Genomic DNA, 13,159 nt, shown 5'->3' on the forward strand with positions numbered 1-13,159 from the left:
CTTCAAAAAAGAAAAAGCATTTAAAATACCCGTAAAAAATATTAAAAAGCAGAACAAATCTTACCCTCAAACAATAAAAAATCAAACCAAATATTGAAAGAGATCAGGTTTATCGTTTAAATAGTCCCCATAGAAGTTGTTTGTTTTCATTCTCTGGATAAGAGGTTCCAAGTCTTTGGAAGATTTTAGTTCTATTCCTACCACTGCAGGTGCATTTTCCCTGCTTGATTTTTTGGAATATTCAAAATGGGTGATATCGTCGTTTGGACCCAAAATATCGGCCACAAATTCTTTTAAGGCCCCAGGGCGCTGTGGGAAACGGATAATAAAATAGTGCTTTAGATTGCCATATAGCAAAGCACGTTCTTTGATTTCAGCAGTTCTAGTAATATCGTTATTGCTCCCGCTAACTATACAGACTATATTTTTCCCTTTTATTTCCTCCGCAAAATCATCCAACGTAGCTGTAGTCAATGCACCGGCAGGTTCCACAACAATAGCATCTCTATTATACAGCTCTAAAATAGTTTGACATACCTTTCCTTCGGGAACGGTCACCATTTTGTGCAGGTTATCCCTACAGATGGGAAAGGTGTATTTTCCAACTTTCTGCACGGCAGCTCCATCAATGAACTTATCAATTTGTGAAAGCTGCACTAACTCTCCTTTTTCAATGGAAGTTTTCATGGAGGGTGCTCCAGCAGGCTCAACACCTATAATTTTTGTCTTTGGTGACAAAGCCTTGAAAGTGGCGCAAAGTCCAGAAGCCAAACCTCCTCCTCCTACTGCAACAAAGATGTAATCAATTGAGTCTTTTGCCTGTTCTAACAACTCCAAACCAATCGTTGCCTGACCTTCAATGGTTTTGGGGTCATCAAAAGGATGGACAAAGGTCTTCTCCTCCTGTTTGCAATGTATTTCCGCAGCTTTTTGGGAATCATCAAATGTATCGCCTTCCAAGATTATCTGCACCCAATCCCCTCCAAACATTTTAGTTTGGTCTATCTTTTGTCTAGGTGTCACCACGGGCATATAAATAGTGCCCTGTACCTTTAAATGGTTGCATGCAAAGGCTACACCTTGAGCATGGTTGCCAGCACTGGCACAGATTACTCCTTTTTGCAGTTCTTCCTTGGCAAGCGAACTGATTTTATTGAACGCTCCGCGAATTTTATAGCTACGGACACGGTGCAAATCTTCTCTTTTTAAAAAAATGTTGGCTCCGTATTGCTTAGAATAGCGGATATTTTGCTGCATCGGTGTTTGGTCGGCTATTAGTTTAATAGTCTCTGCAGCCTTATAAATATCCGCTATTTCTGGAAAATATGTTATCGCTGTCCCTTTCATAAGGTACTATCAGCGGTGTTTACCTCTTTTATACAATTGGTTTCATGGCAGTCATGGACTCACGTAACCTTGCTCCAACAACTTCAACAGGGTGCTCGCGCAATGCCTTGTTTATTGCAATAAGTTTTACATTGTCCACACCATTATCTCCTCCTTCGCCATAATGCTTTCCAATAATGTCAGTATCCACTGTTTTCATGAAATCCGTTAACAAAGGTTTACATGCATGGTCAAACAAATAACAACCGTATTCTGCCGTATCTGAAATCACACGGTTCATTTCAAAAAGTTTCTTTCTAGCAATGGTATTTGCAATCAATGGTGTTTCATGCAAAGATTCGTAGTAAGCAGATTCCCCAATGATTCCTGATTCGGTCATGGTCTCATAGGCCAACTCAACACCTGATTTTACCATAGCCACCATCAATACACCATTATCGTAGAATTCTTGTTCAGAAATCTCGTCACTTCCGGCCGGAGTCTTTTCAAAAGCAGTTTCACCAGTAGCTGATCTCCAATCCAAAAGGTTTTTGTCACCATTGGCCCAATCTTCCATCATTGTTTTAGAAAAATGTCCGCTCATGATGTCATCCATATGCTTTTGGAACAAGGGACGCATGATGTCTTTCAATTCTTCAGCCAATTCAAATGCCTGAATTTTTGCCGGATTGGACAATCTGTCCATCATATTGGTTATTCCACCATGCTTTAGTCCTTCTGTAATGGTTTCCCATCCATATTGAATCAATTTGGAAGCATATCCAGCATCTATTCCTTTTTCCAGCATTTTATCAAAACATAGGATAGATCCTGTTTGTAAAAGTCCACATAAAATGGTTTGTTCCCCCATTAAATCGGACTTTACTTCTGCAACAAAAGATGATTCCAATACTCCTGCTTTATGCCCTCCTGTACCAGCGGCATAAGCTTTGGCTTGCTCCAAACCTTTACCTTCCGGGTCATTTTCCGGATGCACAGCAATAAGCGTAGGCACACCAAAACCTCTTTTATATTCTTCACGTACTTCAGAACCTGGGCTTTTGGGAGCAACCATGATTACCGTTAAGTCCTCACGTACCTGCATACCTTCTTCCACAATATTGAATCCATGGGAATAGGACAACGTAGCTCCTTTTTTCATCAAAGGCATTACGGTACTCACCACATTTGTGTGCTGCTTATCTGGAGTTAGGTTGATTACCAAATCGGCTGTTGGAATCAACTCTTCGTAGGTGCCTACTGTGAAATTGTTCTCCTTGGCATTTTTATAGGACTGCCTTTGTTCTTTTATAGCAGCTTCACGAAGGGCATAAGAGATGTCCAAACCAGAATCTCTCATATTAAGACCTTGGTTAAGCCCCTGAGCTCCACATCCCACAATTACAATTTTTTTCCCTTTTAATGCAGTTACACCATCCGTAAATTCGCTGGCATCCATAAACCTGCACTTTCCCAATTGTTCCAACTTATCACGTAGTGATAGTGTATTAAAATAATTTGTCATTTTCAGTTTTTGATTTGTGCTATTATTTTATTGATTTTGAAATTCTTCCAATATTTCGGTGATAGGCATTCTGGCTTTACTAACTGCAATTCTACCTGAACGTACAAATTGCATGATTCCATATGGTTCCAAAGCATCGTGCATTTCATCAACCTCATGTCTGCGCCCTGTCTTGGCCAAAACAAAAAAGTCTCGAGCCACGGTAACAATCTGTGAATTGCTCTCTTTTATGATATTCTGGATTTGACGTTCATCAAAAAGAAGATCGGATGCAATTTTGAACAATGCAGATTCCTGATAGATTGTTTCATCATCTACATGGTAAAAAGCTCTTATTACTTCAATCTGTTTCTCTATTTGACCCACAATCTTTCTAGTACTATCCTCCGTCATGAAAACCACAATTGTGAATTTAGAAATACCTTCTATTTCTGATTTGGAGACATTTAAACTCTCTATATTAATATGTCTTTTTAAAAATATTCCAGATATTCTATTTAATAATCCAACATTATTTTCTGAATAAACCGATATGGTATACCACTGTTTTTCCATATTATTTTGTTTTGACAGCAACTATGATTCCTGTTGACCAGTCCATTTTTGTGATTGTAAAATCCTTCTTTGTTTCTAAAATTTCAATAAGCTCATTAGCTTTTTGCTCGTGACCTTCAGGCCAATTTGGTTGCTTGATCATATCATCGATTACATAGAACCCTCCCACATTAAGCAATTTCAAGGTTTTGTCTAAAAGACTGTACTTTCCAGGCCAGGCATCAGCAAAAATCAAATCAAATTTATTACCATTATACTTCGGCAACCATTTTTCACCATCCTCGCAAATCAATTGAAGTCTTTTTTCTTCTCCGAAAAACTCTTTTGCTATTTGTATAAGTTCTTGGTCATTATCAATGCTAATAATGCTAGAGTTTTTGTCCATCCCTTCTAGCATCCAAGCCAATGAAAGACCTATTCCCGTTCCCAACTCCAAAAAATTTCCTTCCGGTTTAGAGGCTACGAGTGTTTTTAAAAATGTCCCAATGTACAAATCAGAAGGCATGGTAAAACCAATTTCCTCTGACTTGCAACGCAATTGTGGATACATTTTGGGAGCATCCAAGATATTTGCCTGATTCATCTTATTTTAATCTGATATCAGATACAGAGGCTCCCGATGGAATCATTGGGAACACATTATCTTCTTTCTCTACCCTTACTTCCAAAAAGTATGGGTCTTTGGATGCTATCATCTCGTTAACCGCATCTACAAGCTCAGAACGTTCAACAACTCTTCGTGATTTAATATGATAGCCTTCGGCTATTTTAACAAAATCTGGGTTGGTCATTACCGTTGAAGCATAACGACTCTCAAAGAACAATTCTTGCCATTGACGTACCATTCCCAAATGTTCATTATTGAGTACCACAATTTTAACAGGAACGTTGTGCTGAAAGATGACTCCAAGTTCCTGAATCGTCATCTGATAACCACCGTCTCCAATTATCGCCACTACTTCTCGCTCCATGGCCCCCATCTTGGCACCAATAGCAGCTGGTAGTGCAAATCCCATGGTTCCCAATCCACCAGAAGTAATATTACTTTTGGTTTGCTTGAACTTAGCATATCTACAGGCCATCATTTGGTGTTGGCCAACATCACTTACAATTACGGCTTTATGCCCAGAAGCTAAATTGATTTGCTCTATCACTTCAGGCATGGTAAGTCCTTCCTTTGTTGGTTTCAAGCTATTCTTTATTACGGCTTCATATTCGATTTCATATTTTTTATCGAATTCCGCCCTCCACTCCTTATGCTCGTTATCATTAATCAGCGGCAACAATAGTTTTAAGGTCTCCTTTGCATTACCCAAAACAGCCAAATCTGCTGGTACATTCTTGTTGACTTCCGCAGGGTCTATTTCAAAATGGATGACTTTTGCTTGCTTGGCATAAGTATCCAAACTGCCTGTAACCCTGTCATCAAAACGCATACCTATTGCAATGAGCAAATCACATTCATTGGTCAACACATTGGGAGCATAATTACCATGCATTCCAACCATCCCGACATTAAGAGGGTGGTCAGTGTCCATTGCCGAAAGGCCTAAAATTGTCCATGCAGCAGGTATTCCCGCTTTTTCTACCAAAGCTTTAAGTTGTGCTTCGGCTTCACCTAAAATAACACCTTGACCAAAAACAATATATGGTTTTTTAGCGCTGTTAATCATGTCAGCAGCAGTCTCAATAGCCTTCACATCCGGCTTTGGAACAGGTTTGTAACTTCTTACCCCTGTACATTTTTCGTATACAAAGTCCAACTCATCAAATTGAGCATTCTTAGTGATATCCACCAATACTGGTCCTGGCCTTCCCGACCTTGCAATATAGAATGCCTTTGCCATGATTTCTGGAATTTCGCTGGCCTTTGTTATCTGGTAATTCCATTTGGTTACCGGAGTGGAAATTCCAACAATATCAGTTTCCTGAAAGGCATCCGACCCCAATAAGTGTCTTGGAACTTGTCCAGTAATACATACCATTGGCGTAGAATCAATCTGAGCATCTGCAATTCCTGTAACCAAATTTGTGGCACCCGGCCCTGAAGTTGCCATTGCCACTCCAACTTTTCCACTTACTCTTGCATAACCTTGAGCAGCATGGGTGGCGCCTTGTTCATGTCTTGCCAAAATATGCGTTAACTTATCCTGAAACTTGTAAAGTTCATCATAAACGGGCATAATTGCTCCTCCAGGATAACCATATATAAGGTCGACTCCTTCTGCTAGCAAACAATGTATAATAGCTTCAGCCCCGCTAATTTTCATAGCGGATTTTTTAATTGTTCCTGTCTTTTTTTCTTTTAGTGTTTCCATAAGACTCACCCCATTCAATTTCGACTAAATTGATAGTTTAGGGATTTTATAATTAAATATTTCCTATTTCTAAAATTCATCAGTAACACAACCTTGAGCTGCCGATGAAACTGATCTTGCGTATTTATACAGTACTCCCTTTTTGAATTTCAATTCAGGTTGAACCCATGCAGCCTTTCTTACTTCTAATTCTTCATCAGATACGTTAACATTAATAGTATTTGTTTCAGCATCGATGGTAATAATATCACCATCTTCAACTAAACCAATTACTCCTCCTTCTTGTGCTTCTGGTGATATATGCCCAACCACAAAACCATGTGTTCCTCCAGAAAAACGACCATCTGTAATCAATGCAACCTCTTTACCTAAACCAGCTCCCATTATAGCTGCTGTTGGTTTAAGCATTTCTGGCATTCCAGGACCTCCTTTTGGTCCTTCATAACGGATTACCACTACGTCTCCTTTTTTTACCAGACCGGTTCTTATCCCGTCATTTGCATCATATTCACTATTAAATACCTTTGCGGTTCCTTTAAATAATAGTCCTTCTTTACCAGTAATCTTAGCAACAGAACCATTTTGGGCCAAGTTACCGTACAACATACGTAGGTGACCTGTTTCTTTTATAGGATTATCCAAAGACCTGATCACATCTTGGTTATCTTCTAAATCTGGAACATCTTTAAGGTTTTCGGCCAATGTTTTTCCAGTCACGGTCAAGCAATCTCCATGTAGTAATCCATTTTGCAACAGATATTTTAGAACCGCTGGTGTTCCTCCTACCCTATGCACATCTTCCATCAAATATTTACCACTTGGTTTTAAATCGGCAATAAATGGAGTAGTATCACTTATATGTTGAAAATCTTGTAGGGTAAATTCAATATCCGCAGCACGTGCTATAGCCAAAAAGTGAAGTACAGCATTTGTAGAGCCTCCCATTATTGTAACTAAACGAATAGCATTTTCCAAGGATTTTCTTGTGACAATATCCAACGGTTTTATATTGTGCTCTAAAAGATAGCGCATCTGCTTTCCTGCAGCAATACACTCTTTCTCCTTATCTGAACCGATAGCCGGATTAGAAGAGTTATAAGGCAAGGACATTCCCAATGCTTCTATAGCGGATGCCATGGTATTAGCCGTGTACATTCCACCACAGGCACCAGCTCCGGGAATAGACTTCTTAATTATACTTTTAAACTCACCTTCTTCCATGGTGCCAGCCACCTTCTCCCCCCACGCTTCAAAAGCAGAGACAATATCTAATTTTCTGGTATTATGGCAACCTGAAGCGATTGTACCTCCGTAAATCAAGATAGCAGGTCTGTTTAGACGAATCATGGCCATTAATGCTCCTGGCATGTTTTTATCACAACCTACAACAGTGACAAGGGCATCGTAAGACATCCCCTGAACAACAGTTTCCATGGAGTCTGCAATGATATCTCGAGAAGGCAAAGAAAATCTCATACCTGGTGTTCCCATAGAGATTCCATCACTAACTCCAATAGTATTAAAGATTAAACCAACTGTTTCTTTAGAGTTTACCCCTTCCTTAACCAGTTTGGCCAAATCATTTAAATGCATATTACAAGGGTTGCCCTCGTATCCAGTACTGGCAATACCAACCAATGGTTTGTTAAAATCTTCGTCTTTAAATCCAATTCCATATAACATGGCTTGTGCAGCCGGCTGCGTAGGGTCTTGTGTTACATTTTTACTATACTTGTTCAATTCCATTAATACATTTCTTTCAAATCCCTAATTCCTTTGAATTTACTCTAGTATTCAAAGATAGATGTTTCAAAATCTCAATAATTTTAACAGTTAACACTGTTCTAAATTCATTTAAAATATAATACACTTATACATCTGTTTATCAATTAATTATGTCATTTTAAAATACCATATTCATTTAACTTTTATACTCAATAAAAAAAGCCTGTATCGATTTTTGATACAGGCTTTTTCATATAATAGTGCGTCTGTATCATTCCAGTTTTGGAATAATAATGACCACGCTATTAATTAGGTTTTGTGTTTTCACAGTTCAATGGTACAAAAAATTATTTTAACAGCAAACTGGTTTGAATATCTTTAACCCCATGGAGAAAAAAGTTACCGAAGCAATACGGTATAGACGTTCTGTTCGAATATACAAAGTAGATGCTCCAATTGAAGTCCAGAAAGTGGAGCAATGTATTAAAAATGCTGTTTTGGCGCCTACCAGCAGTAACCTGCAACTTTGGGAGTTTTACCATATTACCCAAAAAGAAGTTTTAAACAAATTGGCAGATGCCTGTTTGGGACAAAAGGCTGCAAAAACTGCCCACCAAATGGTTGTTGTGGTTGCTAGAAAAGATTTATGGAGAAGAAGGGCAAATGCAAACCTTGAGTTTTTAAATACAACCTTTGGCAATAAGCCTAAAGAAGAATACAGCACTGCGGAAAAGTTTGCTATAAATTATTATAAGAAGCTTATGCCTACAATTTACTCTGACTTTCTTGGTGTTCTGGGGTGGTTGAAATATTATGTTTTTCAAATTATTGGAGTTTTTAAACCAACCTACCGCCAAGTTAGACAATCGGATATGCGCATTGTTGCACATAAAAGTGCAGCGCTAGCTGCCCAGAACTTCATGATAAGCATGGCGGCCATAGGATACGACACATGTCCAATGGAGGGGCATGACTCTTTGAGGGTAAAGAAAGTACTTGGTTTGCCTCGTAGTTCAGAAATCAACATGGTCATTGGTTGTGGCATCCGAGAAGAACAAGGTGTTTATGGTCCCCGCTTTAGGGTTCCCTTTAAAGAGGTTTACAAAAGATTATAATAGTTTAAAGGTCAAGGAATCCCCAAACTTTTTTTGTGCCAACATACAGATCGAAGCCTTGGAAAGTTGCAATATTCTGGGATACCCTCCTGTGGTCTGCCCGTCTTTCATTAAAACAATCAATCTTCCAGCTGGTGTCAACTGCAAGGTTCCGGGTATTGTTCCTGAGGTAAGCATGGAATGTTTATGTCCAGCTATCAGTTCTGACAGTTGATAAGCCATACGGTTGTTTGCCTTTGACACAGTAAAGATTTTGGAAAACAATTGGGCGAGTTGCCTATCTGACAAAAGTGAATACTCGGGACCTTTGAATACCTCTATATAATCCTGTTCAAAATGGTTTTCCATCTTAATTTCGGAAAGGAGTGAATCAAAGGAATTGGTTTCATCGTATTCAATTTCATCTCCGTTCTTAAGGCACTTCTCCTGCGTAATGGGGAAATATTGAGAGTGACTTCCTAAAACTTTTGGGGTTTTAAAGCCTCCCTTGATGGCCAAATAACTTCTGAATCCATTTTCCAATCGACCGTAGGATAGGATATCTCCTTTTTCAACTTTGATCACCTGATAATTTTCAATGGGTTTGTTGTTCAGTGTTGGGGAAAGATAAGCTCCAGATAGACAGATGTATGTGGATGAATCAAATTGTAAGGTAGGGCCTGTCATTGTAATCTCCATTACCGCGGCATTTGGTTCATTCTCTAAAAGTTTATTTGCATTTTTTACAGAAACATCATCCATGGCACCAGAGACAGGAACTCCAATGTCCCTATAACCAAAACGCCCCAAATCTTGGATGGTCACAAAAAAACCAGATTTGAGGATCTTAAGCATTTAATCTAATTTTTTCCAGTTTGTAAATGCCCACTTCACATTCAATCTTACGCAAATCGTACTCAGCACGAGATATTTTATAGAATTGTATTCTGTCCCCAACATTCGCAAAGCATGGTTTTTTCAAACTTGGATCAAAAATTGGGATTGGACAGCTTCCAATAATGTTCCACCCTCCAGGTGAATCTTGCGGATAGATTCCGGTTTGTTTCCCCGCAAGCCCTACAGAGCCTTTGGCTACGGATAACCGTGGTTCCTTTCGCCTAGGAATTTCCAACGCTTCGGGAAGTCCTCCCAAATACATGAATCCTGGCAAAAAACCTATTCCATAAACCACATATTCAAATGAAGTATGTAGTTCAATCAGTTTTTCTTTAGACAGTTTTAAAGACTTACATGTTTCCTCTAAGTCAATTCCAAAATCAAGATTATAGCAAACTGGAATACGCCATAAACACTGCTTAGGTTTTTTTTCAAATTGTTTATTTGAGGAATAACAGTTGGTGATTATTTTTTTAATCTCTTCGTGGTCAATTTCTTCGTAATAATTGACCATTGTTAATGAATTGTATGCTGCAGACATTTCCCAACCTGGCAGATTCAGTTCCTTAAAACTATCAATAAATTGAAGGATATCTTTTAATATGGATTCGTCCACGGTATTGGGCCATTCCACTAGAACTGCGTTCTGACCATATGGTTTAATACTGATAGGGTAACTTTTCACTTTTCTAGTTGAACCTTATGGTTGGGTAATTCTTTTGAAAGATACATCAATATTTTCAATGCTGATGGTGTATCACCATGAATACATATTGTTTCTAACCGTATCGCTATCCTCTTGCCCTTGACCGAAATTACATTGTTCTCTTTGATCATTGGCAAAATATGATTCAAAACTTTTTCGGGCTCTTGGATCAAGGAATTATCCATTTTCCGAGATACCAAACTTAGGTCATCATTGTAATTTCTATCACCAAATGCTTCAAGCCTAATTTTAAAACCTAAATTATTGGCTATTCCCGAAACCATCGATTTATGGGGTACATATATTGGAACTGTGTCTTTGTACTCTTTAATCGCATCCAAATAGACCAAGGCCAACTCTTTATCTTTAGCTATTTGGTTGTACAATGCTCCATGTGCTTTTATATGGTGGAACTGACCATGCTCTTTTTCAAGGATTTTTTTAAAAGTTGATACTTGGTCAATAATGCTTTGCTTAAGTTCTGAATTAGAAATATTCATCACTTCCCTGCCAAAATTCACTCTATCTGGGTATGAGGGATGTGCCCCTATCTTCACATTATGATTTTTTGCCAGTTTGATTATCTCAGAAATGCTATCAATATCTCCGGCATGCCCTCCGCAGGCAATATTGCACGAACTTATTAGGGGAAAAAGGTCTGCTTCGTTGCCTATGCCCTCTCCTACATCACAATTGATATCGATAGTCCAATTTTCCATTTAGAACAGGCCTATTACTTTTAGGATACTTTTTGTTCCCAAAAAAATGGTGAATCCAACAATTATAAACCCCAGCACATTTTGAAAAAGTGTATTTCTATGGGTGCCCATTACCCTCTTTTTGTTCACTATCCAAAGTAATAGTATTGCCATTACCGGGAGGAGTATTCCATTGGCCACCTGTGCAAATTGAATCACCTCAATAGGTTTAAAGTTAAAGGATAGCGATAGTACTCCAAAAAACAATACTATAAACCACACTAACCTAAATTTCCGGTTTTTCATATCATCATTCCAACCAAAACAGCTACTGGCAACATAAGCTGCGGCCAAAGGCGCCGTAATGGCCGAGGTAATTCCAGCAGCTAAAAGACCAATTCCCATGAAATAAATAGCTGCTTTTCCAAATAAAGGTTCCAAGCCTTTTGCCATATCCATGGCATTGGTGATATTTTCAATTGGAGCTGCAGATGCTGTAATTAAAATAGCAACAGAAACTAATCCGCCTAACCCTATAGAGGTTATGGTATCCCATTTAACATTGGTAAGCTCATCTTTTGACTTCCATTTTTCTTTGGCAAGTGAGGCATGTAAGAATAGATTATAAGGTACCACAGTAGTACCTATAAGTGCAACAACTGTTAATAGGCCTCCTTCTGGCAAACTTGGAACAAACATCCCTTTTGCAATTTCACCCCATGATGGTTTTGTGATAATGGCACTGACCACAAAACAAACACCCATGGTCGCAACCAAACCAATAAATACTTTTTCCAAAGTCTTATAACTGCTAAACCATAGGAGTAAAAAAGCAAAACATCCTATTAGTAAGGGATAGAATGGTGATAATGCACCTTGACCGAACAAACCTTCAAGGCCTAAGGTGGCACCGCTAATATTACCGGCCTCATAAGCAGCATTACCCACCAAAATTGCGCCTAAAACTATTATAATGACCAGTTTTTTTATCCAATCTACCTTAAGTTCTTTCTTAATGACATCAACCAGTCCGCTTTGCGAAACAACTCCAATTCTTCCAGCCATTTCCTGAAGTATGATGGTTGCCAAAATTGATAATAAAACTGCCCAAATAAGTGTGTATCCAAAATGAACTCCTGCGAGGGTACAGACCGCTATTGTTCCCGGCCCTACAAATGCCGCTGCAACTAAAACTCCTGGGCCAATCTTTTTAAACATGTTCAAGGTTGTTTTCTGTGCTTCAAATTAAAAGTATTTCCATCAAATAATGCATTTCATCCAAAAAAATGCATTTCGTCTAAAAATGGGATGTCATACATCGACATTTTATACGAATATTTAAAAGTGGTAGTTATAATAGTCCCAAATCGTATAATTGACCAAACTTGACCATTACTTATGACATGTAAGGACTGTGATAAAAGTATCGGGTATAAACAGCACAAAGAATCTATGGATTCTTTAGGCATTGAGCTCTGCGAGCGACACACCCGACTTATTAAGAAGATTATCCTAAACAATAATACTCCTATAGAAGCCGTGCAACTGTTCTATGCTCTAAAGGAAGCAGGTGCACATCCCATGCTGGAATGGTGGGACGGAAAAAAATCTGTGGATATTGCCATCTCTAGGGTAAAGCTGAATATTGAAATTGATAAAGATTACAATATGATTACCCATGAACAAGCCATAAATGATCTTGAGGAAGCAATGCATTCCTTTAAAAATGGCTTTACAACCATAAGAATACCTCATTTAGCTGTGAAGTACTATTTGGATGATACCGTTCAAAATATATTAGGAATAATTTCTGGATTAAAAGCTAATATCAAGGCTATCTAATCTGAAAATAAAAGTTGCTTGCCAACTTGGCTCTCTTTATATTCAAGTATATTGATTATAATAGGGTCTTCTCCAATATTTTCTAAATCGTTGGTGAGGTTTTTTCCTTTTAACTCGCAATACTCGGTATCTCCCGGGTCTAGCTTGATCATATTTATTTTGCCATTCCCATGACGGGTCAAGGCCAGACCTCCTGTAGTGCAAACCCAGCTGTAGTTAGTATTAAGATGCCTGAATGGGATGCGTTCCCCCGGATCAAGGTATAAATCCCAGAGTTTTACACTCTCGTTTTCAAATATTAACTTTCCTCCGAGGGATTGGGTTATTTCTTGGTGAAGCAACTCATCTATCTTATCTTGTTCCCATGGGTCAAAATTCCCAACAGGATTCAGTTCAACACATTGCATACAGTAAGTTTTTTCTGAAAATGGGCGCAAAAATACAAATAAAAGTTATTTTAAATACATGTTAAT

Annotated in this window: 13 protein-coding genes; 2 read left to right on the top strand and 11 right to left on the bottom strand. The window is 38.4% G+C overall.

The window, feature by feature from the left end; all coding sequences use genetic code 11:
• Positions 1–81: 81 nt before the first annotated feature.
• The 6 genes from ilvA to ilvD form a co-directional block, all read right to left on the bottom strand.
• A complete protein-coding gene (ilvA, locus tag CRO15_RS09425) occupies positions 82–1,347 on the bottom strand; it encodes a threonine ammonia-lyase IlvA (protein WP_097045537.1) in 1,266 nt (421 codons plus the stop codon).
• A 28-nt stretch (positions 1,348–1,375) separates the two neighbouring features.
• On the bottom strand, positions 1,376–2,851 hold the full coding sequence (gene ilvC / locus CRO15_RS09430) for a ketol-acid reductoisomerase (RefSeq protein ID WP_097045538.1): 1,476 nt from the start codon (positions 2,849–2,851) through the stop codon (positions 1,376–1,378).
• A gap of 27 nt (positions 2,852–2,878) precedes the next feature.
• The gene (gene ilvN / locus CRO15_RS09435; RefSeq protein WP_097045539.1) at positions 2,879–3,406 is read right to left on the bottom strand and encodes an acetolactate synthase small subunit; all 528 of its coding nucleotides are present in this window, start codon (positions 3,404–3,406) and stop codon (positions 2,879–2,881) included.
• 1 nt (position 3,407) lies between these two features.
• The gene (locus CRO15_RS09440) at positions 3,408–3,989 is read right to left on the bottom strand and encodes an O-methyltransferase (protein WP_097045540.1); all 582 of its coding nucleotides are present in this window, start codon (positions 3,987–3,989) and stop codon (positions 3,408–3,410) included.
• Between the two features lies 1 nt (position 3,990).
• On the bottom strand, positions 3,991–5,724 hold the full coding sequence (gene ilvB / locus CRO15_RS09445; protein ID WP_097045541.1) for a biosynthetic-type acetolactate synthase large subunit: 1,734 nt from the start codon (positions 5,722–5,724) through the stop codon (positions 3,991–3,993).
• A 69-nt stretch (positions 5,725–5,793) separates the two neighbouring features.
• Positions 5,794–7,470 carry a dihydroxy-acid dehydratase gene (gene ilvD / locus CRO15_RS09450; protein ID WP_097045542.1) on the bottom strand — a complete coding sequence of 559 codons (1,677 nt, stop codon included), beginning with the start codon at positions 7,468–7,470 and terminating at the stop codon, positions 5,794–5,796.
• 365 nt (positions 7,471–7,835) lie between these two features.
• Here ilvD and CRO15_RS09455 point away from each other — a divergent pair, with 365 nt between their 5' ends.
• A complete protein-coding gene (locus tag CRO15_RS09455) occupies positions 7,836–8,564 on the top strand; it encodes a nitroreductase family protein (protein WP_097045543.1) in 729 nt (242 codons plus the stop codon).
• Here the strand turns inward: CRO15_RS09455 and CRO15_RS09460 are convergent.
• Genes CRO15_RS09460 through CRO15_RS09475 form a run of 4 tightly spaced genes read right to left on the bottom strand, consistent with a single transcriptional unit; the run spans position 8,559 to position 12,062 of the window.
• Entirely contained in the window at positions 8,559–9,398 is an 840-nt protein-coding gene (locus CRO15_RS09460) for a 5-oxoprolinase subunit C family protein (RefSeq protein ID WP_097045544.1), read from the bottom strand. The genes CRO15_RS09455 and CRO15_RS09460 overlap by 6 nt on opposite strands.
• Complete coding sequence (gene pxpB, locus CRO15_RS09465; RefSeq protein WP_097045545.1) at positions 9,391–10,125, bottom strand: 5-oxoprolinase subunit PxpB; 735 nt, start codon at positions 10,123–10,125, stop codon at positions 9,391–9,393. The genes CRO15_RS09460 and pxpB overlap by 8 nt, the downstream gene beginning before the upstream one ends.
• Positions 10,122–10,865, bottom strand: a complete 744-nt coding sequence (gene pxpA, locus CRO15_RS09470) for a 5-oxoprolinase subunit PxpA (protein ID WP_097045546.1) — start codon at positions 10,863–10,865, stop codon at positions 10,122–10,124. Before pxpA ends, pxpB begins: the two co-directional genes overlap by 4 nt.
• Positions 10,866–12,062 (bottom strand): Nramp family divalent metal transporter, encoded by a 1,197-nt coding sequence (locus CRO15_RS09475; protein ID WP_097045547.1) that lies wholly within the window; start codon positions 12,060–12,062, stop codon positions 10,866–10,868. It abuts the gene before it with no gap.
• Positions 12,063–12,242: 180 nt separating this feature from the next.
• Here CRO15_RS09475 and CRO15_RS09480 point away from each other — a divergent pair, with 180 nt between their 5' ends.
• Positions 12,243–12,686: a hypothetical protein gene (locus tag CRO15_RS09480; protein ID WP_097045548.1), complete on the top strand. Its 444-nt coding sequence runs from the start codon at positions 12,243–12,245 to the stop codon at positions 12,684–12,686.
• On the opposite strand, the gene CRO15_RS09485 is transcribed toward CRO15_RS09480, so the two are convergent.
• Entirely contained in the window at positions 12,683–13,093 is a 411-nt protein-coding gene (locus CRO15_RS09485; protein WP_097045549.1) for a hypothetical protein, read from the bottom strand. The two genes, CRO15_RS09480 and CRO15_RS09485, sit on opposite strands and share 4 nt — an antisense overlap.
• Between the last annotated feature and the right edge of the window lie 66 nt (positions 13,094–13,159).

Source organism: Flagellimonas pacifica, assembly GCF_900215465.1.
Classification (GTDB): domain Bacteria; phylum Bacteroidota; class Bacteroidia; order Flavobacteriales; family Flavobacteriaceae; genus Flagellimonas; species Flagellimonas pacifica.

Coding starts and splice junctions, on each gene's coding strand:
- CRO15_RS09460 (WP_097045544.1), bottom strand. CDS start 9,398: ATGCTTAAGATCCTCAAATCTGGTTTTTTTGTGACCATCCAAGATTTG.
- ilvN (WP_097045539.1), bottom strand. CDS start 3,406: ATGGAAAAACAGTGGTATACCATATCGGTTTATTCAGAAAATAATGTT.
- CRO15_RS09480 (WP_097045548.1), top strand. CDS start 12,243: ATGACATGTAAGGACTGTGATAAAAGTATCGGGTATAAACAGCACAAA.
- ilvB (WP_097045541.1), bottom strand. CDS start 5,724: ATGGAAACACTAAAAGAAAAAAAGACAGGAACAATTAAAAAATCCGCT.
- ilvA (WP_097045537.1), bottom strand. CDS start 1,347: ATGAAAGGGACAGCGATAACATATTTTCCAGAAATAGCGGATATTTAT.
- pxpA (WP_097045546.1), bottom strand. CDS start 10,865: ATGGAAAATTGGACTATCGATATCAATTGTGATGTAGGAGAGGGCATA.
- CRO15_RS09485 (WP_097045549.1), bottom strand. CDS start 13,093: ATGCAATGTGTTGAACTGAATCCTGTTGGGAATTTTGACCCATGGGAA.
- ilvD (WP_097045542.1), bottom strand. CDS start 7,470: ATGGAATTGAACAAGTATAGTAAAAATGTAACACAAGACCCTACGCAG.
- CRO15_RS09475 (WP_097045547.1), bottom strand. CDS start 12,062: ATGTTTAAAAAGATTGGCCCAGGAGTTTTAGTTGCAGCGGCATTTGTA.
- CRO15_RS09455 (WP_097045543.1), top strand. CDS start 7,836: ATGGAGAAAAAAGTTACCGAAGCAATACGGTATAGACGTTCTGTTCGA.
- ilvC (WP_097045538.1), bottom strand. CDS start 2,851: ATGACAAATTATTTTAATACACTATCACTACGTGATAAGTTGGAACAA.
- CRO15_RS09440 (WP_097045540.1), bottom strand. CDS start 3,989: ATGAATCAGGCAAATATCTTGGATGCTCCCAAAATGTATCCACAATTG.